At 65.1% G+C, this 20,232-nt stretch carries 22 protein-coding genes; 10 read left to right on the top strand and 12 right to left on the bottom strand.

The genetic code is table 11. The annotated features are described in order from the left end of the window. Positions 1 to 119: 119 nt before the first annotated feature. From ACXAHG_RS17995 to fghA, 3 genes are read right to left on the bottom strand one after another with little or no spacing between them, the layout of a single operon-like run. Positions 120 to 581, bottom strand: coding sequence for a YaiI/YqxD family protein (locus tag ACXAHG_RS17995; RefSeq protein WP_475039774.1), 462 nt, complete (start codon positions 579 to 581; stop codon positions 120 to 122). Beyond that, positions 578 to 2,074, bottom strand: coding sequence for a Si-specific NAD(P)(+) transhydrogenase (gene sthA / locus ACXAHG_RS17990; RefSeq protein WP_475059503.1), 1,497 nt, complete (start codon positions 2,072 to 2,074; stop codon positions 578 to 580). The genes ACXAHG_RS17995 and sthA overlap by 4 nt, the downstream gene beginning before the upstream one ends. Positions 2,075 to 2,094: 20 nt before the next feature. Further along, on the bottom strand, positions 2,095 to 2,928 hold the full coding sequence (fghA, locus tag ACXAHG_RS17985) for an S-formylglutathione hydrolase (protein ID WP_475059501.1): 834 nt from the start codon (positions 2,926 to 2,928) through the stop codon (positions 2,095 to 2,097). A gap of 228 nt (positions 2,929 to 3,156) precedes the next feature. On the opposite strand from fghA, the gene ACXAHG_RS17980 reads away from it, so the two are divergent. Then, complete coding sequence (locus tag ACXAHG_RS17980; RefSeq protein WP_475059499.1) at positions 3,157 to 3,498, top strand: cupin domain-containing protein; 342 nt, start codon at positions 3,157 to 3,159, stop codon at positions 3,496 to 3,498. A gap of 9 nt (positions 3,499 to 3,507) precedes the next feature. Here ACXAHG_RS17980 and ACXAHG_RS17975 read toward each other — a convergent pair whose 3' ends face one another. From ACXAHG_RS17975 to mbfA, 4 genes are all read right to left on the bottom strand, one after another. Next, positions 3,508 to 4,443, bottom strand: coding sequence for an AEC family transporter (locus tag ACXAHG_RS17975; RefSeq protein WP_475059496.1), 936 nt, complete (start codon positions 4,441 to 4,443; stop codon positions 3,508 to 3,510). A 136-nt stretch (positions 4,444 to 4,579) separates the two neighbouring features. After that, entirely contained in the window at positions 4,580 to 4,723 is a 144-nt protein-coding gene (locus ACXAHG_RS17970) for a hypothetical protein (protein WP_475039766.1), read from the bottom strand. Positions 4,724 to 4,767: 44 nt separating this feature from the next. Beyond that, on the bottom strand, positions 4,768 to 5,283 hold the full coding sequence (locus tag ACXAHG_RS17965) for a hypothetical protein (RefSeq protein ID WP_475039765.1): 516 nt from the start codon (positions 5,281 to 5,283) through the stop codon (positions 4,768 to 4,770). 108 nt (positions 5,284 to 5,391) lie between these two features. Further along, the gene (gene mbfA / locus ACXAHG_RS17960; RefSeq protein ID WP_475039764.1) at positions 5,392 to 6,366 is read right to left on the bottom strand and encodes an iron exporter MbfA; all 975 of its coding nucleotides are present in this window, start codon (positions 6,364 to 6,366) and stop codon (positions 5,392 to 5,394) included. A 137-nt stretch (positions 6,367 to 6,503) separates the two neighbouring features. Here mbfA and ACXAHG_RS17955 point away from each other — a divergent pair, with 137 nt between their 5' ends. Beyond that, positions 6,504 to 7,121: a TetR/AcrR family transcriptional regulator gene (locus ACXAHG_RS17955; protein ID WP_475039763.1), complete on the top strand. Its 618-nt coding sequence runs from the start codon at positions 6,504 to 6,506 to the stop codon at positions 7,119 to 7,121. A 69-nt stretch (positions 7,122 to 7,190) separates the two neighbouring features. Here the strand turns inward: ACXAHG_RS17955 and ACXAHG_RS17950 are convergent, their stop codons facing one another. Then, a complete protein-coding gene (locus ACXAHG_RS17950; RefSeq protein ID WP_475039761.1) occupies positions 7,191 to 7,667 on the bottom strand; it encodes a c-type cytochrome in 477 nt (158 codons plus the stop codon). Positions 7,668 to 7,779: 112 nt separating this feature from the next. Between ACXAHG_RS17950 and ACXAHG_RS17945 the strand changes: the two genes are divergently transcribed. From ACXAHG_RS17945 to ACXAHG_RS17935, 3 genes are all read left to right on the top strand, one after another. After that, positions 7,780 to 9,474 carry a Y-family DNA polymerase gene (locus tag ACXAHG_RS17945; RefSeq protein ID WP_475039760.1) on the top strand — a complete coding sequence of 565 codons (1,695 nt, stop codon included), beginning with the start codon at positions 7,780 to 7,782 and terminating at the stop codon, positions 9,472 to 9,474. A gap of 77 nt (positions 9,475 to 9,551) precedes the next feature. Next, positions 9,552 to 10,241: an ArsR/SmtB family transcription factor gene (locus ACXAHG_RS17940; RefSeq protein ID WP_475059494.1), complete on the top strand. Its 690-nt coding sequence runs from the start codon at positions 9,552 to 9,554 to the stop codon at positions 10,239 to 10,241. Positions 10,242 to 10,356: 115 nt separating this feature from the next. Beyond that, positions 10,357 to 10,701, top strand: a complete 345-nt coding sequence (locus tag ACXAHG_RS17935) for a DUF2794 domain-containing protein (RefSeq protein WP_039185371.1) — start codon at positions 10,357 to 10,359, stop codon at positions 10,699 to 10,701. 96 nt (positions 10,702 to 10,797) lie between these two features. On the opposite strand, the gene ACXAHG_RS17930 is transcribed toward ACXAHG_RS17935, so the two are convergent. From ACXAHG_RS17930 to ACXAHG_RS17920, 3 genes are all read right to left on the bottom strand, one after another. Further along, positions 10,798 to 11,622 (bottom strand): C40 family peptidase, encoded by an 825-nt coding sequence (locus ACXAHG_RS17930; protein ID WP_475059492.1) that lies wholly within the window; start codon positions 11,620 to 11,622, stop codon positions 10,798 to 10,800. Positions 11,623 to 11,626: 4 nt separating this feature from the next. Further along, on the bottom strand, positions 11,627 to 13,009 hold the full coding sequence (locus ACXAHG_RS17925) for a leucyl aminopeptidase family protein (protein WP_475059490.1): 1,383 nt from the start codon (positions 13,007 to 13,009) through the stop codon (positions 11,627 to 11,629). A gap of 85 nt (positions 13,010 to 13,094) precedes the next feature. After that, positions 13,095 to 13,454, bottom strand: coding sequence for a hypothetical protein (locus tag ACXAHG_RS17920; RefSeq protein ID WP_475045166.1), 360 nt, complete (start codon positions 13,452 to 13,454; stop codon positions 13,095 to 13,097). A gap of 176 nt (positions 13,455 to 13,630) precedes the next feature. Between ACXAHG_RS17920 and ACXAHG_RS17915 the strand changes: the two genes are divergently transcribed. Continuing rightward, positions 13,631 to 14,281 carry a carbonic anhydrase gene (locus tag ACXAHG_RS17915; RefSeq protein WP_475045165.1) on the top strand — a complete coding sequence of 217 codons (651 nt, stop codon included), beginning with the start codon at positions 13,631 to 13,633 and terminating at the stop codon, positions 14,279 to 14,281. A 2-nt stretch (positions 14,282 to 14,283) separates the two neighbouring features. Here ACXAHG_RS17915 and ACXAHG_RS17910 read toward each other — a convergent pair whose 3' ends face one another. Beyond that, positions 14,284 to 15,447: a DUF3095 domain-containing protein gene (locus tag ACXAHG_RS17910; protein ID WP_475059487.1), complete on the bottom strand. Its 1,164-nt coding sequence runs from the start codon at positions 15,445 to 15,447 to the stop codon at positions 14,284 to 14,286. 112 nt (positions 15,448 to 15,559) lie between these two features. Here ACXAHG_RS17910 and ACXAHG_RS17905 point away from each other — a divergent pair, with 112 nt between their 5' ends. From ACXAHG_RS17905 to ACXAHG_RS17890, 4 genes are all read left to right on the top strand, one after another. Beyond that, on the top strand, positions 15,560 to 16,732 hold the full coding sequence (locus tag ACXAHG_RS17905; RefSeq protein WP_475059484.1) for an MFS transporter: 1,173 nt from the start codon (positions 15,560 to 15,562) through the stop codon (positions 16,730 to 16,732). Positions 16,733 to 16,814: 82 nt separating this feature from the next. Then, positions 16,815 to 17,837: an aspartate-semialdehyde dehydrogenase gene (locus tag ACXAHG_RS17900; RefSeq protein ID WP_039185381.1), complete on the top strand. Its 1,023-nt coding sequence runs from the start codon at positions 16,815 to 16,817 to the stop codon at positions 17,835 to 17,837. Positions 17,838 to 17,972: 135 nt separating this feature from the next. Then, a complete protein-coding gene (locus tag ACXAHG_RS17895) occupies positions 17,973 to 18,362 on the top strand; it encodes a hypothetical protein (RefSeq protein ID WP_475039751.1) in 390 nt (129 codons plus the stop codon). Positions 18,363 to 18,450: 88 nt separating this feature from the next. Further along, entirely contained in the window at positions 18,451 to 20,100 is a 1,650-nt protein-coding gene (locus ACXAHG_RS17890) for a DUF4139 domain-containing protein (protein ID WP_475059482.1), read from the top strand. The last annotated feature ends 132 nt before the right edge of the window (positions 20,101 to 20,232 follow it).

Genomic DNA, 20,232 nt, shown 5'->3' with positions numbered 1-20,232 from the left:
ACGATCCTCACACTTAGGTTGTATTTATATACACTCATTTGTTTGTGTAAAGAGTGAAGTCGTGTGCCTTCCATCCCTTGGATATAGTGGTTTGAAACACAATCCCTTGGCCCGCTGCTTCAGTCTTGGATTGATTTTGCCACTCTGAGCTCGCGCTCTAGCGCATCCAGAAACCGCGAACGGTCGGCCTTGGTGAACCCCTTGCCGCCACCCTGCATGCCCAGCGGGTTGGCGGCGCGCAGGTCGGCCATCAGGTCGCGCATTGCCAGCTGCTGGCCGATGTTGGCTTGGGTGAAACGCTCGCCGTTATGGCGCAGGACGCGGGCGCCGGCCTCGATGCATTTGGCGGCCAGCGGGATGTCGCCCGTCACCACCACATCGCCCGGGCCGCAGCGGTCTGCGATCCACATGTCCGCCACATCGGCGCCCTCGGCCACGATCACGGTTTCCACCAGCGGGTTCTGCGAGGGGCGCAGGCCGCCGTTGGAGACCACGAACATGCGCAGCCCGTGGCGGGTGGCGACCCGCTCGGCCTCCTGCTTGACCGGGCAGGCGTCGGCGTCGATGTAGAGGGCGGTCACTCCGCCGCCTTCTTGTCTGCCGCGGGGGCTTCCTCCGCCTTGGGGGCGGGTTTGGCCTTGGCCTTGCGGGCGGGTTTCTTCACCTTGAACTCCTCCGGGATCGGCATCCGGTTGAAGGCGTCAAGGCCGGCGATCTTATAAGCCTCCGCCAGGGTCGGGTAGTTGAAGGTGTTCTGCACGAAGTAGTCCACCGTGCCCTTGAGGTTCAGCACCGCCTGGGCAATGTGAATGAGCTCGGTCGCGCCTTCCCCGACGATCTGCACGCCCAGCACCCGGCGGGTTTTGAGCGAGAACAGCATCTTGAGCATGCCGTGCTCCAGCCCCATGATGTGGCCGCGGGAGGTTTCGCGGAAGCGGGCGACGCCGACCTCATAAGGGATGCCGCGCTCTTTCAGCTCCTCCTCGGACATGCCGCAAGTGGACATTTCCGGCACCGAGTAGATGCCATAGGGGTACCAGGGGCTTTCCGGCAGGGTCGGGGTTTCCAGCGCGTGGCAGGCGGCGACGCGGCCCTGCTGCAGCGAGGTGGAGGCGAGCGACGGGTGGCCGATCACATCGCCCGCGGCATAGATATGCGGCACCGCGGTCTGGTAGGTCTTGCGGTCGACGCTGAGGCGGCCGCGGTGGTCGGTCTTGAGACCGGTAGCCTCGAGGTTCAGGGCAGAGGTGGCACCCATCCGGCCAGCGGCAAACAGCAGCATTTCGGCGCGCACGTGGCGGCCGTTGTCGAGCGTGACTTCGATATGCTCGCCCGCGTCTTCGATGCTTTCGACCGCGGAGCCGAGCCGCAGGTCAACGCCGTTTTCACGGATCTGGTGGGTGAACTCCTGGATCAGGGTCTTGTCGATGAAGTCGAGGAAGGTTTCGCGCGGCTCGATCAGGGTGACGCGCACGTCGAGGGCGGAGAACATGGTGGCATATTCCACCCCGATCACACCGGCGCCAATCACCACCAGCGAGCGCGGGATCTCTGCCATTTCCAAGAACTCGTCGCCGTCGACCACGGTGGTGCCGTTGAAGGGCACGTAGTCCGGGCGGTAGGTCTTGGTGCCGGTGGAGATCAGGAATTTCTCTGCTGTCAGGCGGGTGGTCTCGCCGGCCTCGGTTGCGACCTCGACCTCATTCGGGCCGATGAACTTGGCCAGGCCCAAGAGCGTGTCCACGTGGTTGCGGTTGAACTGGTGCTCCAGCACGTCGACCTCGTAATCGAGGGTCATGTGCAGGCGGGCCTTGAGGTCGTTGGCCTCAATCTGGTCTTTCACCCGGTAGGAGCGCCCATAGAACGAGCGCTCGCGCCAGCCGGAGAGGTTCAGCACGGTCTCGCGCAGGGTCTTCGACGGGATGGTGCCGGTGTGCACCGAGACCCCGCCGAGCCGGTCCTTGCGGTCGATCACCAGCACCCGGCGGTGCAGCTTGCCTGCCTGGATGGCAGCGGCGCGGCCCGAGGGGCCGGAACCGATGATGATCAGGTCATAATCAAATTCGTCACTCATGGCCGCGTCCTTTGTCGTTGTTAGTTCTGGTACAGCGCGTCGGCGTGGAAGGAGATATGCTCCTCCATGAAGGTCGACACGAAGAAGTAGCTGTGGTCATAGCCCGGCTGCATCCGCAGGGTGGCCTGCTGGCGGCGTTCGGCGACCGCGTGGGCCAGGGCCTCGGGCTTCAGCAGGTCGATGAACGGATCGCTGGTGCCGGTGTCGATCAGGATCGGGCCGTCGAAGCCTTTCTCACGCATCAGCAGGGTGGCGTCATGCTTGGCCCATGCCGCCTCATCCTCGCCCAGATAGGCGCTCAGCTGTTTGCGGCCCCAGTCCGATGCAGTGGGGTTGGAGATCGGCGCGAAGGCAGAAACCGATTTGTAGCGGCCCGGCAGGTTCATCGCCAGGGTCAGCGCGCCGTGGCCGCCCATGGAATGGCCGGTGATCGCCTGGCGGTCCAGGTCGATGGCAAATTTCTCACCCAGCAGTGCGGGCAGTTCTTCGGCCACGTAGTCCCACATGCGGAAATGCGGCGCCCAGGGGGCCTGGGTGGCATTGACGTAGAAACCGGCGCCCTGGCCCAAGTCATAGGCGTCATCATCGGCCACGCCTTCGCCGCGGGGGCTGGTGTCGGGGAAGACGATGGCGATGCCCTGCTCGGCGCACCAGGCCTGGGCGCCCGCCTTGGTCATGGCGTTTTCATGGGTGCAGGTGAGGCCCGAGAGATACCACAGAACCGGAACCGGGCCGTCACGCGCCTCTTCCGGCAGGAACAGGCCAAAGGTCATGTCGCCGCCGGTGGCGGTGCTGGCGTGTTTGTAGACGCCCTGGGTGCCGCCAAAGGCGCGGTTCTCGGAAACGGTTTCCATGGGTGAGGCTCCTCAAAATCTGTTAGCCCTACCGCTACCTGCTGAAGGCCTCAGGGTCCAGCGGATGGGCGGCAGCAATGCCAGTTTTTGCGGCAGAAGGATTGCGAAATCGCAAACATCGGGGGCTTTGGCCGCGCTGGGGCCGCCGCATTTGCGCAGGTGCGTGCTGGACAGCGGCAGTGAAAACCGGGACAGTCCGCCGCCAAGGTAAACGGGAGGCAAGGGGCCATGAGCGATTTTCTGAGACTGACACAGGAGGCTGTGGAGGCGGAGGTGGAGCGCCCGGCACCGGAGAAGGTGCTGGCAGGCGATCCGGTCTTCACCACCTGGAACGCCGAGGAGCGGGACGGTTTGTATTGCGGTATCTGGCAGGCGACGCCGGGCAAGTGGCGGATTTCCTATGACGAGTGGGAATACTGCCGGATCCTGGAGGGGCGGTCGGTGATTACCAGCGACGACGGCACCGTCTATCCGCTGGCGGCGGGCGACAGCTTCATCCTGCGGCCTGGCTTCAGCGGCACCTGGGAGGTGATCGAGACCACCCGCAAGGATTACGTGATCCGGCTGTAGGGCCGCAGGTCAAGAGACCCAGGCGATCACCGCCGGCACGGTGACGATTGACACCACGGTGGAGATGAAGATCGCGGCGGAGGCCCGGTGCGGGGCCACGCCGTAATGCTGCGCCAGCATGTAGACATTGCCCGCCACCGGCAGGGAGGCGGCAGCGATGGCGACAGCGGCAGAAAACGGCGCCGCCGGGATCAGCCACAGCACCGCGACAGCGACGCAGGCAGGGTGCAGCACCAGCTTGGCAAAGCTGAGCCAGCCCGCGACCTGCACCCGCTCTGCCGATTTGGAGGCCAGCGAGGCGCCGATGGCAAAGAGGGCGCCGGGGGTGGCGGCACCGCCGAGGATGGTGAGGAAGTCGTTTGCGGGGCCTGGTATTGGCAGAGCGGAGGCCGACCAGGCGAGGCCAGCGACGATGGACAGGATCATCGGGTTTTTCAACAGACCCAGCCCGACCAGTTTCAGGGTTGCCAGGCCCAGGTTTGATCCTTGCCCCTGGCCGCGGCCTGCGTTGATCAGAATGACGATAAGTGAGGAAAACACCACCAGATCGACGCTGAGCACCACCATCATCGGCGCCACCGAGGCGGGGCCGAACAGGATCGCCATCATCGGCAGGCCAAGGAAGCCCACATTGCCGATGGCTGCGCATTGCGCCTCCACCGCGGCGGTGGGCACGTCCAGCCCGCGGATCATGGCGACGGCTGTCACCAGCAGGTAGACCGCCATTGTGCCGGCCAGATAGCCAAGAATCAGCGCAGGGTCGAAGACCTCGGCAAAGGACAGGTTGGCGGCAAAGCCGAAGATCATCGCCGACAGCGGGAAGTAGAACACGAAGCGGGTGAGATAGGCCGTGGCTTCCTCGGTAAAAAACCGGCTGCGCCCGGCCCAGTAGCCAAGGCCGATGATTGCGAAAAAGGGCAGGGTGCGGAAGAAGATCTCGGCCATGGGGGATTGGTAACAAGAGCTGACCAATTGGCAAAGGCTGTTTGTGGTCGAGTTCGAGGTCTTGCATTGTGTTAACCCCAGAACGATAAAACCGCCCCAGTGGAGCGGTTTCGGATGTCATCGAATGCAGAGCTGGTCAGGCAGCTTTCTTGGCTTTTTGCTTGCGGCGCTGCTTCATGCCGAAAAATTCGCTTCGCTTGATTCCGTCACGCCCCATGGAGTGCACAGCTTTCCTTACTGCAAAGGAAATGGCCGCCGCCTTGCGTTCGATGTTAGTCATCACTGAAATCTCCCAAAGGTATTTGCGATGGTAGTATCACATATTTATGTGATTGAAAGGTAAACCCAAGAGCCTTTAAGGCAAACATTTTCGAAAGAGCTGTTGCCCTCCAAGGCTTGTACGAAGCGGTCTGCGAATTCGCGTTCAGCAGGGCTTCGAAGGTGAAATTTAGCATGTTTTGCAGGCATTTCACCCAATGCCAGCTCCACTGACCCGGTAAAGATCGAAACAAGAACATCTGCGTAATTATCCAGAGGGATATCGTCAGAAAAATCGTAACTTGGCGACAATGTGATGTGCCGGATACGGAGAACTTGACCGGTATATCCTGGCAAAAATGCGACATTTGCTTGACATGCGGCTAAGTGATTCGCGCCGTCTTTAAGAACGTAGACACCGGCATTCTTGAGTTGAGCACCTGTCGCCAGCTCTGCCAAAACGGGCAGCGAAGCGATTGCATAGTCGCTCAAGTTCTCCGAATACTCGGCGCATTGTGCCTCCCAATCTGTCATCAGTTCCTGCCAAGAACCATTTACTGCTGTTACACGCTCAAGCTTCATTCTTGTTTTCCGTCGCTGCCTTGGGTTTAGAGAGGCTACATGACTGGAGCCAACAAGGATTGTCAATCTGGAGTATTCAGGATCTCCGACGGCATACACGCATTGCTCCTAGCCGCTGCCGATCAGCGCGCCTGCACCCAGCACCAGGGCGCCGCCCAGAACCACCTGCATGGTGGCGCGCCAGAAGGGGGTTTCCATGAACTTGTTCTGGATCCAGGCGATGGCCCAAAGCTCCACAAAAACGATCAGCAGCGCCAGCGTGGTGGCAGTCCAGAATTCCGGGATCAGGTAGGGCAGGGCGTGGCCGAGGCCGCCCACCGTGGTCATGATGCCGGAGGCCAGCCCGCGTTTCAGCGGTGAGCCGCGGCCGGACAGTTCGCCGTCGTCGGAGGCGGCTTCCGTGAAGCCCATCGAAATGCCCGCCCCGACCGAGGCCGCCATGCCGACCAGGAAGGTGGTCCAGGTGTCCTGGGTGGCGAAGGCGGTGGCAAAGATCGGCGCCAGGGTGGAGACCGAGCCGTCCATCAGCCCAGCCAGCCCCGGCTGCACCCAGGTCAGCACGAACTGGCGGTGGGCGGCGCGGTCCTCATCGGCGCGGGTGCCGTCGTCCAGATGCGCCTCCTGCAGCTCGCCGGCGCGGGCCTGGTGGCCTGCCTCGGCGGCAGCCAGATCGCCCAGCAGCTTGCGGGTGGCGGCATCCTGCGTGCGGGCGGCGGCGGCGGTGTAAAACCGCTCGGCGTCGCGCTCCATCGCGCGGGCCTCGTCGCGGATGCGGTCGAGACTCAGGTTTTCCATCAGCCAGATGGGGCGGCGGGCATAGTAGCCCGCCACATGCTCGCGCCGGATCAGGGGGATCGCCGGGCCGAACCGGTCCTCATGCAGGGCAATCAGCTGGGCGCGGTGCTCGTCTTCCTCTGCCGCCATGCCGTCGAACATCGCGGCGGAGGCGGGATACTCGCTGCGCAGCCGCTCGGCATAGCCGCGGTAGATGCGCGCATCGTCCTCCTCGGAGGAGATCGCGAGGGCAAGAATTTCCTGGCCGGTCAAATCCGCAAACTGCTTGCGCTGGGTGAAAAAACGCATCTGCTGCCCCTAAGTTTAGAATTATTCTAAACATAACGGTTCCGCGAGGGAGCGCAAGATGATGCGGGTTCTGCTGTTGCAATAGAGCGGTGCAGGCTACATTAGGCTCAGACCCCTACGCAGCCAACGGAGCCCGCATGAACCAGCAAGCCAGCGTCCTGCGCACCGGCCGGAAATTCGACCAGGTCCTGGACGGCGCCCGTGAGGTCTTTCTGGCAGACGGGTTCGAAGGCGCCAGCGTCGACAAGATCGCCAAGTCGGCGGGGGTCTCCAAGGCGACGCTCTACAGCTATTTCCCCGACAAGCGGGTCTTGTTCATGGAGGTGGTGCGCTCTGCCTGTGTGCAGCAGGCGGATGCATCGCTGGACCTTGTGCCCGGCAGCTGCGGGCCGCGGGATGTGCTGCGGGCGGCGGCGGAGCGGGTGCATGGGGTGCTGCTGGGCGGTTTCAGCCTGCAGCTGTTCCGCATCTTTGTGGCCGAGGCCGACCGGTTCCCGGAGCTGGGGCCGATGTTCTATGAAAGCGGGCCGATGGTGCTGCACGGGGAGATCCGCGACTATATCGAGGCCGCGGCAGCGCGGGGCGAGCTGAAGATCGCAGACGCCGATCTCGCCGCCGCGCAGTTCATTGAGCTGTGCAAGGCGGATATCTTCCTGCGGTTCCTGTTCAAGATCGACGAGGAATTTTCCGAGGCCGAGCGCGAGCGGGTGATCAGCGGCGCGATTGACACTTTCATGGCGCGGTTCGGCGCCTGACGAGGTCCGGCCGGTCCGGCCGGCGCGGCCGGTTTGCAGGCCGCGCTGCGGGCGGGGCGCCTTTTCCAGTCAATGGGTGGTGAAGCTGTTTGGCGTCCGCCGGTAGCTCTCATGACAGCTGAGACAGCTTTGCATCAGGCTGGGCAGGGTGCGGCGCAGGGCGGGCAGCGAGCGGGCGTTTAGGTTCCGGGCGGCGGCTTCGGCAGCGTCCGCGCGGTCCTTGAAATCCTTCCAGGAGGTCCAGATCACGGGCCGGGCATGGGTGCGCGGATCCATCCGGTGTTTCTTGAAATGCTTGCGGATGCTGCCGGTGGATCTGATCAGCTGGCGCCGGGCTGCGCGAGCCTTGTCCCGGTCGAAATAGCTGCGCCCGGCCATCATGCCGGTGAGTACGTCCATTGCGGCCTTTTGCGAGGCCATCAGCGCCATCCGCTGGGTCACATGCTTGCTGGTGCTGTCCCGGGCGGTGACAGGTGCGGTGCTGCCAAGGGCGAGGCCGGTCAGCAGGGCTGCGAACAGGAGTATCTTGAGCCGCCGCAAGGTCATCCGGCGGCCCCGGTGCGGATTGACCGAATCAAGCAATAAGAACAAAATAAGAACATCTGCTGTTGTACCCCTGTGAACCGCCGCATCCCGGCCCTTGCTGCCTGACCTGCCCATGCCCCATCGCCGCATCTTATCGCTGTGGTTTCCGCGCCTTGGCGCCGAACGCATTCTGCGGGCGGAGCGCGGGAGCATTGCCGGGCCGCTGGCCGTTGCAGAGGAAGTGTCCAACACTCAGGTTATTTCCGCGTTAAACCTGGCCGCCTCGGCTGAGGGGCTGCAGGCCGGCCAGCCCTTGCGCGATGCCCATGCGATGTGCGCGGGCCTGGCGGTGCGGCCGCGCAACCGCGCGGCGGAGGCGGCGTTTCTGGCCGCACTCAGGCGCTGGGCGGGCAAGTTCAGCCCCTGGGTGGCGGAGGCGGGGGAGGACGGGCTGACCGTCGATCTGACCGGCTGCGCGCATCTGTTCGGCAGCGAGGCGGCGCTGATGGAGACGGCGGGGCAGGACTGCGCCGGAATGGGTCTGAGCGTGCGGATGGGGCTGGCGGACACCCTGGGCGCGGCCTGGGCATTGGCGCGCTATGCCGGCGAGGAGGCGGAGCCGGACCGGTCCGGCGATGCCATCGACCAGGAGGCGCGCGCGACCCGGGCGCGGGCGCAGAAGCGCAGCCCGCGCCAAAGTGTCAAGCGGCGCCACTGGACCCGGGGCGGCGCGGCGCCGCAGCTGCAGGCGGCGGTGCCGCAGCTGGGGCGGATTGCCGAAGCGGGGCAGGCCTATGGCGCGCTGGCGCCCTTGCCGGTGGCGGCCTTGCGGCTGGACAGCGCCACGGTGGCGCAGCTGAACCGGCTGGGGTTGCGGCGGATCGGCGATCTGCTGGGCCAGCCGCGGGCCAGTCTGGCGCGCCGCTTCGGCCAGGGGCTGGTGCTGCGGCTGGATCAGGCGATGGGCAGCGCGCCGGAGCCGGTCTCGCCCGCGCGCAGCCCGGACCATTTTGCGGTGCGGCTGACCCTGCCGGAGCCGATCGGGCTGATGGAGGACCTGCTGGCGGGCATCGGCCGGATGCTGCCGCGGCTGTGTGCCCGGCTGGAAGCGCGCGGCAAGGGCGCCCGCGTGCTGCGGCTGGAGGCGCACCGCTGCGATCAGGAAATGGAGGCGGTGACCCTGGGCCTGGCCCGTGCCAGCCGCGATCCCGCCCGCATCCGGCCGCTGTTGGAGATGAAGCTGGAGCAGATCGACGCGGGCTACGGCATCGACATGCTGCGGCTGGAGGTCTTGCAGGCGGAGGCCATTCACGCGCGCGCCCCGGCGGGCCACCTGCAGGCAGGCGCCGCGGCGCGGGCGCGGCAGGAGGCCCGGCAAGAGGATGATGCGGCGCTGGAGGATCTGATCGGCCGTATCGGCGCGCGGCTGGGGCTGGAGGCGATCACCCGCTATCACCCGGCAGAGAGCCATATCCCGGAAAAGACTTTCACCGTGCAGGCGGCGGCCTGGTCGGAGCCTGCTGCCAGAGATTGGCCGCGGCCGCCGCGGCTCCGGCCGCTGCTCATGTGGCGGCCTGAGCTGGTCCATGCGCCGGATGTGCCGCAGGTGCCGGAACAGTTCCGCTGGCGCGGCCGCGACTGGGCGCTGGCAGAGGCGGAAGGGCCGGAGCGGATTGCGCCCGAATGGTGGCTGGAGGACCCGGAGTGGCGCAGCGGGGTGCGCGATTACTGGGTGGTGGTGACGGATTGCGGGACGCGGCTGTGGCTGTTCTTTGCCCACGGCGGCGCGCTGTCGCCGGGCTGGTTCTGCCACGGGTCGTTTGCATGAGGGGCCGCAAAGATACTTCGGCGCGCGGCGAAGGGTTTTGCTTGGGTGTCCCTGCGCAAACCGCATAGGGTAAGGGGATGATCACACCGCGTTTCGACATTCTGGGCCAGGCCATTGCGGACGCCAGCCGCACGCAGATGCTGTGCGAGCTGATGGAGGGGCGCGCCTATACCAACAAGGAGCTGGCGGCAGCGGCGGGGGTAACGCCGCAGACCGCCTCCGCCCATTTGCGGCTGTTGCAGGATGCAGGCCTGGTGGTGGCGGAAAAACGCGGCCGCTGCGTCTATCACCGGCTGGCAGGCGCTGAGGTGGCGCACGCGCTGGAACAGCTGGCAGCGATTGCGCCTGCCGACAGCCTGCACCGCGCCCAGCAGCGCAAGGCGGGCGGGCTGGCGCAGCTGCGCAGCTGTTACGACCATCTGGCCGGGCCGCTGGCGGTGGCGATGACCCGCGCCTTTCTGGACCGCGGGATGCTGGTGGAGGAACAGGGCGCCTTTCGCGCGGAACCCGCCGGAGAATGGCTGAAACTTGGGGTGGTGCTGCCGGAAAAGACCGGCCGCCAGCCCTTCGCCCGGCCCTGCCTGGACTGGACCGAGCGCAAGCTGCATGTGGCGGGGCCGATGGGTCGGCAGATCCTGGAGCACGCGCTGGAGAGCGGCTGGGTCAAGCGGCACCGGCACAAGCGCGGACTCTTGCTGACCGCCCCCGGACGGGCGGCGCTGGAGCAGATTCTGGGGCTGCACTGCGGAGAGCTGGCGGCGGCTTGAACCGGGTGAAAACGCGCCAAAACAGGGCGTTTGCATCTGTGCGCATCCTGCACCACACGAAAATTCGAAGGGGATAAACCTTGATTTGCCGCGGGAATGGGGCAACCTTTTATATATGAGCTTTGATCAGGTGCAGCCTTTTCCCGGATCTCCCATCCCTCAGCAAGTCGCCTTTGACCGGCGGGAACTGTCGGTCATCATGACATTGTACGGCCGCATGGTCGCGGCTGGGGAGTGGCGCGATTACGGGATATCCTCCTTGCGTGATCTGGCAGTTTTTTCCGTTTTCCGGCGCACGGCAGAGCATCCGCTCTACCGGATCGAAAAGCGCCCAAAGCTGCGGCAGCGGCAGGGTCAGTATTCGGTGGTCGGCATGGACGGGCATATCCTGAAGCGCGGGGCGGATCTGAAGACCGTGCTGAGGGTGCTGGAGCGCAAGCTGATCCGCTCCGTGGAGTAGCCGCGAGGCTTGCGGCGGGGCGGGGACCGGAATTTTCACAAAATTCCGGTCAAAAATCTTTGTAAGATTTTTGCCGCCGGCGGCAGGCGGCAGGGCCTAGGCCAGCCGTTTGTGCGCGGTGACCGGGCCGTCGCCCTGAGCCGCGATACGCTCAATTGCTGCGCCGATGGGTTCAATGGCCACTGCCATGTCATGGGCGTTGGCGTGGATCAGGGTTCTGGCGTCCCGCACCAGTGCCACATGTCCCTTCCAGAACAAGAGGTCGCCGCGCTGGTAATCTGCGTCAGGGACAGGCTCGCCCAGTTCGGTCTCCTGCATATCGCTGTCGCCAGGGCAAGGGGTGCCGCAGGCCAGGAGCGCCGCCTGCACCAGGCCGGAGCAATCGATGCCAAAGCGGCTGTTGCCGCCCCAAAGGTAGGGGGTGCCGAGGAAGAGTTCTGCCACTGCCACCGGATCCGCTGCATGGGCGCCAAGGGGTGACAGGTGGCGGGCGGGGATGAAGCCGAGATTGGTGTCCGCGAACCGTTCGCCGGCGCCAAGAACCTGCACCCGGCTGCCGTGGCTGAGAGCATGGGTCTCGGGCGATTTGAAGTCCTCCGCGGAATAGGCGTGGGTTGCCGGGGCGCTGACCCAATGGGTGGCCTCAAATGGTGCGGTCAGGGCGGTGCTGGGCACATAGCCCACGTAGGAATCCTTGGCCGCCTGCACAAAGGCCCAGCCCTCGCGGTCCTCGTAGACCGTGACCGGCTCGCCGTAGACCAGCTGGCGGTCGCGGGGACCGTTTGGGGCGCGCAGGAGGTCTGCGACGGGGATGCCGATACGGGCGGCAGTGCCTTCGGGGCGGATCAGCCCTTCGGGTGCGTTTGTCAGATGCGCGGCAGCGATACGGTCGTTCACCGGAGTGCGGCGGAGGTCAGCCATGAGATCAGAGCTCCAGCATGTCCGGCAGCGCGGCAAACAGCGCGCGGGCGCCCTGCAGCGCTCCGCCCTTGGGGCGGGCGGGTGCTGCGCTGGGGGTCCAGCCGTAGATATCGAAATGCATGTAGCGGGCATCGCCGGCAAAGCGGCGCAGGAACAGGGCGGCGGTGATCGAACCGGCAAAGCCGCCCGAGGGTGCGTTGTCCAGATCGGCGATGCCGGGTTCGATCATGGCTTCGTAAGGCTCATGAAAGGGCATCCGCCAGACCGGGTCGGCGGTGCGGGCTGCGCTGACGGCCAGGGCCGCGGCGTCGTCCTCGTGATCGGTGTAGAAGGGCGACAGGTCCGGGCCGACGGCAACGCGCGCCGCGCCGGTGAGGGTGGCCATGGAGATCAGCATGTCCGGTGTGTCCTCTGCCGCCAGCGCCAGCGCGTCGGCCAGCACCAGCCGCCCCTCTGCGTCGGTGTTGTTGTTTTCCACCGTCAGCCCTTTGCGCGACATCAGCACGTCACCGGGGCGGAAGGCAGAACCGGAGACGGCGTTTTCCACCGCCGGGATCAGCACCCGGAGCTGCAGCTTCAGCCCGGCAGCCATGATCATGCGGGCGAGGCCCAGCACATTGGCGGCACCGCCCATGTCCTTTTTCATCAGCGCCATGCTGTTTCCGGGCTTGAGGTTCAGCCCGCCGGTGTCGAAACAGACGCCCTTGCCCACCAGGGTGAGCTTGGGGCCGGTGTCGCCCCAGCGCAGGCCGATGAGCCGCGGTGCGCGGGTCGAGGCGCGCCCCACCGTGTGGATCAGCGGGAAGTTCTGCGCCAAGAGGTCCTCGCCCAGGACCACAGAGGATTCGGCGCCGAACTCCTGCGCCATAGCCTCGGCGGCTGCCTGAAGCTCTGCCGGGCCCATGTCGGAGGCGGGCGTGTTGATCAGGTCGCGGGTGAGGCATTCGGCGGCGGCCAGTGATTCCACGGCCTCGGCATCCACGCCCTCGGGTGCCTGCAGGGCGGCGGTTTCGCCCGTGGCGTCCTTGTAGCGGCCGAAGCGATAGGCGGTCAGAAGCCAGCCGAGCGACTCGCTGGCGGCGTCCTTTGCCGGCAGGCCGGAGGCGATGCGGTAGGTGCCCGCAGGCAGTTTCTGCGCCGCTTCAGCCAGCACGAAGCGGCGGCGCGCGCGCTGGGCGGCGCTGCCGTAGCCCGCCAGGGCCATTGCGATCCCGCCATCAGCATCCGGCACTGTCAGGGCCTGGCCGCAAGCGCCGGTGAAACCCTGCGCCGATGCCCAGGCCTGAACGCGCTGCGGCTGGCTTGAGAGCCAGCTGTCGAAAGCATCGCTTGCGATGACATGCACAGGGCAGGCGTCAGGGCCGGGAGCGGCAAAAACTGGCGGCATCGAAAAAACTCCGGTTGCAATCATTTCTGATGCGCCAGAGTAGCCGCCGCCGCGCGGCCTGCAAGCCCTGCGGGCTGCACAAACGTCAGATCGTCATATCCTGCTGGTCCCAGACCGCGGTCAGCGAGCGTTCTCCCACCCGCATCAGCCGGAACAGGATGGCGGCCACGGCCGGCGCGTCATCAGAATCAATCGCCTCGGTCACGTCATTGGCAATGGCCGCCAGCGCGGTCATGCCGACCTGGTCGGCGATTGCGATCAGCGAACGGGCGCTTTTGCGCAGATTCATCATGTCGTTCTGGCGCCACAGACGCTCGCAATGCGTCAGGCGGACTGCCATTTCTTCAATTGCACGGCATACCACGTCCTCAGCACCGGCCTCGCCGAGCTGCTCATACAGCGCGGAAAGCTTGTCAGGATCCAGGCGCACCGTTTCCGAGTGCATTACTGTTAGTATATTGGCCACCACATTCACCCAAAGTCTATGTACCCCCACGGTACGAAAGCCAATGTGCCCCCCACAGGTTTGCAAAAGGTTTCCATGCTCTGTTCAAATCTCTCGAATTTACGGACAATGCAGGCTATCAAGCCCGCCAACACGCAAGCTGACAGGACATGACAATGGAATTTGCCAAACCTCTGCCCGGATACCTGGTGACCCGCTATCATGGGTGGAAGGCCACCTCTTATAAGGAAAACCAGGGCTGGTACCGCCGCCTGGCAACCGAAGGCCAGCGGCCGCGGGCAATGGTGATTTCCTGCTGCGACAGCCGGGTGCATGTGACCTCGATCTTCGGCGCCGACCAGGGCGAGTTCTTTATTCACCGCAATATCGCCAACCTGGTGCCGCCCTTTGCGCCCGATGGCGACCACCACGGCACCTCGGCGGCAGTGGAATATGCGGTCACCGCTCTGAAGGTGTCGCATCTGATCGTGCTGGGCCATTCGCAGTGCGGCGGCGTGCAGGGCTGCATCGACATGTGCAAGGGCCAGGCTCCGCAGCTGGAAGAGAAGACCAGCTTTGTCGGGCGCTGGATGGAGATCCTGAAGCCCAAGTTCAGCGGTGTTGAGGATATTGAGGATCCGGTTGAGCAGGCGCGCCAGTTCGAGCGCCAGGCGGTTGTTGCCTCGCTGGAGAATCTGATGACCTTCCCGTTCATCGAATCGGCAGTGAAGGCGGGTGAGCTGAGCCTGCACGGGCTGTGGACCGATATCGGCGAAGGCGGGCTGGAATGTTATGACCCGAAGGCGGGCAGCTTCGCCCCGGTCTGAGGTCAGGCCGTTTCTTTGCTGATCCCGAATGCAGCCGCCAGATTGGCGGCTGCTTGCGTATAGCCGCCTGCTGCACCATCGACAAAGTGGATGTGGTCGTCCTCGACCGGGGAGGGCACGATGCAAGTGACCATGGCTGCATCCTGTTCGTGCAGGCCGAAGCGGACAAGGCCCGCGTCCGCCGCTTGCTGCAGACGCTGGCGGATGCGGTCGCGGATTGCAGGCGTGCAGTCCAGCGTCATCTTGAGGCCGTCGTCGAATTTGCGGAAATCGGAATGCGTTCTGAGCATTGACAGGTAATGCACCGGATCGAAGCCGCCCACCGGGCGCCGGGTGAGGAAGATCAGCCCGGCCAGGGCACTGTGAAAAAACAGGTGGAGCTGCCGCAGGAAGACCGGAAGCCGCCCGTGCGAGGCCTTGGCCTCAAGCGTCAGCCCGGCGGGCGGAAACTGCAGCTTGGGGCCTGCTTCTGGGACCGGGTGGCCGCTGTCCTCCAGTTCGGCGGCCAGATCCAGCACCTCGGCGGCGAAGCGGGTAAAGTCCTGCGGGCTGGTGCCGGGGGCGGGCTGGGCGACCACCGACAGGATGATGCCGTGGCGAGCGGGGGTGTTGCTCCAGCGGCAGGAAAGGCCTGCGAGGTCGGGCGGATCTGCCTGCGGGTCGGGGGCGACTGCAAAGGCGCCCGCTTTCATCTGCGCCTCGGCCCAGGCCAGGCCGCCGCCGCTGAACATGGCGAAATCGGCGTGGTCCGACACCGCGTAGCGGGCGACCTGCACGTCCAGACCCTCATCCCGGATTACTGCTGCCGGCAGCACTGCGGCACGCAGGGAGATGCCGTATTCGGCTTCGGTCCAGGTCCGTAAGGATCCAAGAACGCGCTGAGCGGTATCGCGATGGCGGGGCGGCACCGCGAAAGAGGCGCCGTCGCCGCCGAAGACATAGGGAAAGGCCTCGCCTTCCAGCGCGTTTCGCATGGCGGCGATCACCGCGGCGCCGACCATGTTCACGGTCTTGTAGCGGCCTGCCTTCACCAGCCCGGTGGAATTCACGATATCAGTGCAGCAAAGCAGCCAGTCGCCGGGCAGCGGCGCAAAGACCGACGGGTCGGAGAGCGCGCCAAAGTCGCGGACCTTGGGGAGGCTGGCATAGAAAGTGTCTGTTGTCATGAGTTTCTGCCCCCTGGCGCGGTGCCGCGACCTTAAACAAATTGTTTGCCGGGGCCAAACATGCAAGCTGTGCGGCAGTCACGAAAAACTGTGCAGAGCTTGGGGGCGGAGAATGCAGGCTGGATTGATCTTATTGTGCCTGGCCTATGTGCTGAGCCAGTTCTTCCGCGCCTTCCTGGCGGTGCTGTCGGGGGTGCTGGGGCAGGATATCGGTGCGGCGCCGGATGATCTCGCCTTTGCCTCGGGCATGTGGTTTCTATCCTTTGCGGCCATGCAACTGCCGGTGGGCTGGGCGCTGGACCACGCCGGGCCGCGGCGGACGGCGGCCTTGCTGCTGCTCTTGGGCGGCGGCGGCGGGGCGGTGCTGTTTGCGGCTGCAACGGCGCCTTTGCATGTGAGCATTGCCATGTTCCTGATCGGTATTGGCTGCTCGCCGGTGCTGATGGCCTCATACTACATCTTTGCGCGCCAGTACCCGCCGGCGCGCTTTGCCACCCTGGCGGCGCTGATGCTGGGAGTTGGGTCTGCGGGCAATCTGGTGGCGTCTTACCCGACCGCGCTGGCGGTGGATTTGTTCGGCTGGCGCGGCACGCTAGCGGGGCTGGCGGTGGTGTCGGTTGCGGTGGCGGCGGGGATATTCCTGACTGTTTCAGACCCGGACAAGCCGGAAGGGGAGCACAAGGGTTCGGTACTGGATCTGCTGAAGATGCCGGTGATGTGGGCGATCTTCCCCTTGATGCTGGTGGCCTATGCGCCCTCCGGTGCGCTGCGGGGGCTGTGGATCGGGCCCTATCTGAATGATGTCTATGGTCTCAGCACCCAAGACGTGGGGCTGGCGACGCTGGCGATGGGGGCGGCGATGATTGCCGGCACTTTTGCCTATGGGCCGCTGGACCGGGTGCTGGGCACCCGTAAATGGCTGATTCTGGGCGGCAACCTTCTGGGCTGTGCGGCCCTGGGCGGGCTGGTGCTGGCCACGGGCGGGCCGGTCTGGATGCCGGTGGTGATGATGGCCGCGGTCGGCTTCTTCGGCGCCTCCTTTCCGGTGATCATGGCCCATGGCCGCGCCTTTGTACCGCCGCATTTGGCCGGGCGGGGGGTGACGCTGCTCAATCTCTTTGGCATCGGCGGGGTGGGAATCATGCAGTTCGCCACCGGCCGCCTTCACGCGGAAATGGCCGGAGCGGACCCATCCTTGCCCTATACGGGGATTTTCACGTTCTTTTTAGCCTGTCTGGCACTGGGATGCGCAATTTATCTGCTCAGCCGCGACAGCATGGACTGATACAGGCCTTTAAACTTGGCCGCGGAACCATTATCACTCCCGCGCCGGCCATGGGGCCGGGCAAGACTGGAGAAACAGACAAATGGGTTACCGCATCGTCGTCGTTGGCGCCACTGGCAACGTGGGCCGCGAAATGCTGAACATCCTGGCCGAGCGCCAGTTCCCCGTGGATGAGATCGCTGCGCTGGCAAGCCGCCGCTCTCTCGGCACCGAAGTCAGCTTTGGCGATAAGACACTCACTACCAAGGACCTGGACACCTTTGATTTCACCGGCTGGGATATGGCGCTGTTCGCCGTGGGCTCCGAGGCGACCAAAGTCTACGCCCCCAAGGCCGCGGCCGCGGGCTGCGTGGTGATCGATAACTCCTCGCTCTACCGTTATGACCCGGAGATCCCGCTGATCGTGCCGGAGTGCAATCCGGAAGCGATCCACGGTTACAAGAACAAGAACATCATCGCCAACCCCAACTGCTCCACCGCGCAGATGGTTGTAGCGCTGAAGCCGCTGCATGACCGTGCGAAGATCAAGCGCGTCGTGGTGTCGACCTATCAGTCGGTGTCGGGTGCGGGCAAAGACGGCATGGATGAGCTGTGGGAGCAGACCAAGGCGGTCTACAACCCCACCACCGACGTGCCGCCGAACAAGTTCCAGAAGCAGATCGCCTTTAACGTCATTCCGCAGATCGACGTCTTCATGGAAGACGGTTCGACCAAGGAAGAGTGGAAGATGGTTGTAGAGACCAAGAAGATCGTCGACCCGTCGATCAAGGTCACCGCAACCTGTGTCCGCGTGCCGGTTTTCGTCGGCCACTCCGAGGCCGTGAACATCGAGTTCGAGGAGTTCCTGGACGAGGACGAGGCCCGCGACATCCTGCGCGAGGCGCCGGGCATCATGGTGATCGACAAGCGTGAGCCGGGCGGCTACGTCTCGCCGGTGGAATGCGCGGGCGATTTTGCCACCTTCATCAGCCGCATCCGCCAGGATTCGACCATCGAAAACGGCCTGAACCTGTGGTGCGTCAGCGACAACCTGCGCAAGGGCGCGGCACTGAACGCGGTGCAGATTGCCGAGCTGCTGGGGCGTGAGGTTCTGAAGAAAGGCTAAGCCTTATATCCTTTTGGCGAGGGGGCTGCTTCGGAAGAGGCGGCCCCTTTTCTTTTGCACGGCTGCCGGGGCGGGCGGGGCTTCGCTACCTTGAAGGAGCAGAAGAAACCGCATCAGACAGAAGGACACAGGCCCATGAACGCTCTCCTGGATTTCAGCACCGCCACACCCGCAGAACCGCTGTTCCCGTCGTTCGGCCCGCTGCGGGCACGGCAGAGTCCTGCCCCGCGGCAGCCTGCCGCGGCCTGCCCCCCGCCCAGGCCAATGCTGAATTGCGTGTCCGCGGCGGAACTGGGCCGCCAGATGGAGATGGCCTTTGCAGCGGCCGGCGACTGGTTCAGTCTTTGCCGCGGCCTGCGCCGCAAGGGGATCTGCCTGCGCATGCGCAACGGCGATCTGTGGGTTTGCGATGCGGTCAGCCTGGCTGCGATCTCCTCCTGCGAGGATCTTGGGATCGACACGGATGAGCTGGAATTGCGCTTCGGTCCGTCGCAGCCGGAGCGGTGTTCTGCCCATGCGGCCTGAACCCGCTGGCCTGGGATTGTCCTGACGGCTAGGCTTGGCATCAGGCGGGCAGTTCCGGCCCGCCTTGTTTTTTGATTGAGAGATGCCAATGCGATTTTCCTTGATGGCTTATTTCCTGGCGGCAGCCTCAGCCGCCTCCGCAGAGACCATTCCCGTTAGCAGCCAAGTGTCAGAGGTGACGCTGTATCCGGGGCTGGCGGAAGTCACCCGCAGCGCTGCGCTGACCTTGCCGCAGGGCCGCCACCGGTTGATCCTGCAGAATGTGCCCAGAACGGCCGCACTGGAAACGCTGCAGGTCGAGATCGCCGGTGCCCGCCGTGTTGCCACCTTGCTGCGCGAAGATGACGTGCCGCCGCGCGATGCCGATGATCCCAGGGTGGAGGCGGCGCAGGCGCAGGTGCGCGCGGTGGAGGCGCGGATAGCCGCGGTGCGCGATGAGGCTGCACAGGCGCGCGCCGTCGTGCGGGCGGCGGAGGCTTCCATCGGCTTTCTGCAGCAGCTGGGCGGCAATGAGGGGCTGGCCCAGGCGGATGCGGCAGCGCTGAGTGAAATTGCCCGGATGATCGCCGAGGAGGCCGCGGGCGCCAGCCAGGCGGCGGTGGCGGCTGAGGCTGAGGCGCGGCGGATCGAGCTGCAGCTGGACGTCCTGGAGGAGGAACTGGCAGAGGCCCGGGCGGCGCTGGCTGCGATCGCGCTGGAGGATGAGGAGCGGCTGTTTATCGCGGTGGATATCGAGGCAGAGGAGGCGGGCGAGGGTGCCTTGAGCGTCAGCTACTATACCACGGGCGCGGGCAATATCGGCTGGCAGCCGTCTTATGAAATGCACCTCAGCACGGGGGATGCGGGTCAGGTGGTCGTGAAACGCGCGGTGACGCTGGTGCAGGACACCGGCGAGAACTGGCAGGATGTGGCTCTGACGCTGTCGACTGCGGTGCCCGGCGGGCAGGGCAGCCCGTCTGCGCTGTACCCCTGGCTGCGCCGGATCGAGGAACCCGCACCGCCGCGGGCGCTGAAGTCCATGGCGCAGGATGCGGCGGAGATGTCTGCGCTGGCGGAACCCATGGTGGAAGCGCCTGTCCTGCTTGAAGAAGCCCAAGGCAGCTGGGGTGCAGATCTGGAGGGCGCCGCTGCCACCCACCGCTTCGGCCTGCCGGTGTCGGTTGCCTCCGGCGCCGATCTGCTGCGGCTGGAAATGGACAGCCTGACGGTGGAGGCGGAGGTGCAGGCGGTGGCGGTGCCATCGCAGGATGAGACTGCTTACCGCGTCGCCACTTTCACCAACATCTTTGGCGAGCAGCTGCTGGCTTCGGACGAAGTGCCGCGGTTTGTCGATGGCAAGCTGGTCACGGTGGAGCCTTTTGCCGGGCTGGCGCCGGGGGCGGAGATGGATGCCGGGTTCGGCCCTATCGAAGGGCTGCAGCTCAGCCGCGATGTGCTGGGGCAGAGCGAAGGCGGGCAGGGGCTGATCTCGCGCAGCAACGCGCAGGTGCAGAAGGTGGAGATCACGGTGGAGAACCTGACCGCGCAGGACTGGGCGGTGCGGGTGCTGGACCGGGTGCCCTATTCGCAGCAGGACGATCTGGAAATCGCGTGGAGTGCGAAGCCGCGGCCTGCCGAGGAGAACGTGGAGAAACAGCGCGGCATCCTGGCCTGGGATCTGGAGCTGGCGGCGGGCGAGAGCGAGACCATCCAGCTGGACACCACGCTGAGCTGGCCCGAGGGCATGGTGCTGCGTTGATCCTGCCCGGCGTTAGCTATGCGCTTTGCAGTGCGGAGTGTGCTCCCGCCCGTCGTCAGGTATTGAAAATACCTTCCTCCCGTTGGGCGTGGGGGGGGGGGGGGGAGGGGGGGGAGGAAAAACAAAACAACA

The organism is Leisingera sp. ABD4_442 (assembly GCF_056160905.1).
This window is presented reverse-complemented; position numbering and strand designations above follow the sequence as displayed.

Excerpts from the sequence above, each read along its gene's own strand:
- sthA (WP_475059503.1), bottom strand. The coding sequence starts at position 2,074 with ATGAGTGACGAATTTGATTATGACCTGATCATCATCGGTTCCGGCCCC.
- fghA (WP_475059501.1), bottom strand. The coding sequence starts at position 2,928 with ATGGAAACCGTTTCCGAGAACCGCGCCTTTGGCGGCACCCAGGGCGTC.
- ACXAHG_RS17980 (WP_475059499.1), top strand. The coding sequence starts at position 3,157 with ATGAGCGATTTTCTGAGACTGACACAGGAGGCTGTGGAGGCGGAGGTG.
- ACXAHG_RS17975 (WP_475059496.1), bottom strand. The coding sequence starts at position 4,443 with ATGGCCGAGATCTTCTTCCGCACCCTGCCCTTTTTCGCAATCATCGGC.
- ACXAHG_RS17970 (WP_475039766.1), bottom strand. The coding sequence starts at position 4,723 with ATGACTAACATCGAACGCAAGGCGGCGGCCATTTCCTTTGCAGTAAGG.
- ACXAHG_RS17965 (WP_475039765.1), bottom strand. The coding sequence starts at position 5,283 with ATGAAGCTTGAGCGTGTAACAGCAGTAAATGGTTCTTGGCAGGAACTG.
- mbfA (WP_475039764.1), bottom strand. The coding sequence starts at position 6,366 with ATGCGTTTTTTCACCCAGCGCAAGCAGTTTGCGGATTTGACCGGCCAG.
- ACXAHG_RS17955 (WP_475039763.1), top strand. The coding sequence starts at position 6,504 with ATGAACCAGCAAGCCAGCGTCCTGCGCACCGGCCGGAAATTCGACCAG.
- ACXAHG_RS17950 (WP_475039761.1), bottom strand. The coding sequence starts at position 7,667 with ATGACCTTGCGGCGGCTCAAGATACTCCTGTTCGCAGCCCTGCTGACC.
- ACXAHG_RS17945 (WP_475039760.1), top strand. The coding sequence starts at position 7,780 with ATGCCCCATCGCCGCATCTTATCGCTGTGGTTTCCGCGCCTTGGCGCC.
- ACXAHG_RS17940 (WP_475059494.1), top strand. The coding sequence starts at position 9,552 with ATGATCACACCGCGTTTCGACATTCTGGGCCAGGCCATTGCGGACGCC.
- ACXAHG_RS17935 (WP_039185371.1), top strand. The coding sequence starts at position 10,357 with ATGAGCTTTGATCAGGTGCAGCCTTTTCCCGGATCTCCCATCCCTCAG.
- ACXAHG_RS17930 (WP_475059492.1), bottom strand. The coding sequence starts at position 11,622 with ATGGCTGACCTCCGCCGCACTCCGGTGAACGACCGTATCGCTGCCGCG.
- ACXAHG_RS17925 (WP_475059490.1), bottom strand. The coding sequence starts at position 13,009 with ATGCCGCCAGTTTTTGCCGCTCCCGGCCCTGACGCCTGCCCTGTGCAT.
- ACXAHG_RS17920 (WP_475045166.1), bottom strand. The coding sequence starts at position 13,454 with ATGCACTCGGAAACGGTGCGCCTGGATCCTGACAAGCTTTCCGCGCTG.
- ACXAHG_RS17915 (WP_475045165.1), top strand. The coding sequence starts at position 13,631 with ATGGAATTTGCCAAACCTCTGCCCGGATACCTGGTGACCCGCTATCAT.
- ACXAHG_RS17910 (WP_475059487.1), bottom strand. The coding sequence starts at position 15,447 with ATGACAACAGACACTTTCTATGCCAGCCTCCCCAAGGTCCGCGACTTT.
- ACXAHG_RS17905 (WP_475059484.1), top strand. The coding sequence starts at position 15,560 with ATGCAGGCTGGATTGATCTTATTGTGCCTGGCCTATGTGCTGAGCCAG.
- ACXAHG_RS17900 (WP_039185381.1), top strand. The coding sequence starts at position 16,815 with ATGGGTTACCGCATCGTCGTCGTTGGCGCCACTGGCAACGTGGGCCGC.
- ACXAHG_RS17895 (WP_475039751.1), top strand. The coding sequence starts at position 17,973 with ATGAACGCTCTCCTGGATTTCAGCACCGCCACACCCGCAGAACCGCTG.
- ACXAHG_RS17890 (WP_475059482.1), top strand. The coding sequence starts at position 18,451 with ATGCGATTTTCCTTGATGGCTTATTTCCTGGCGGCAGCCTCAGCCGCC.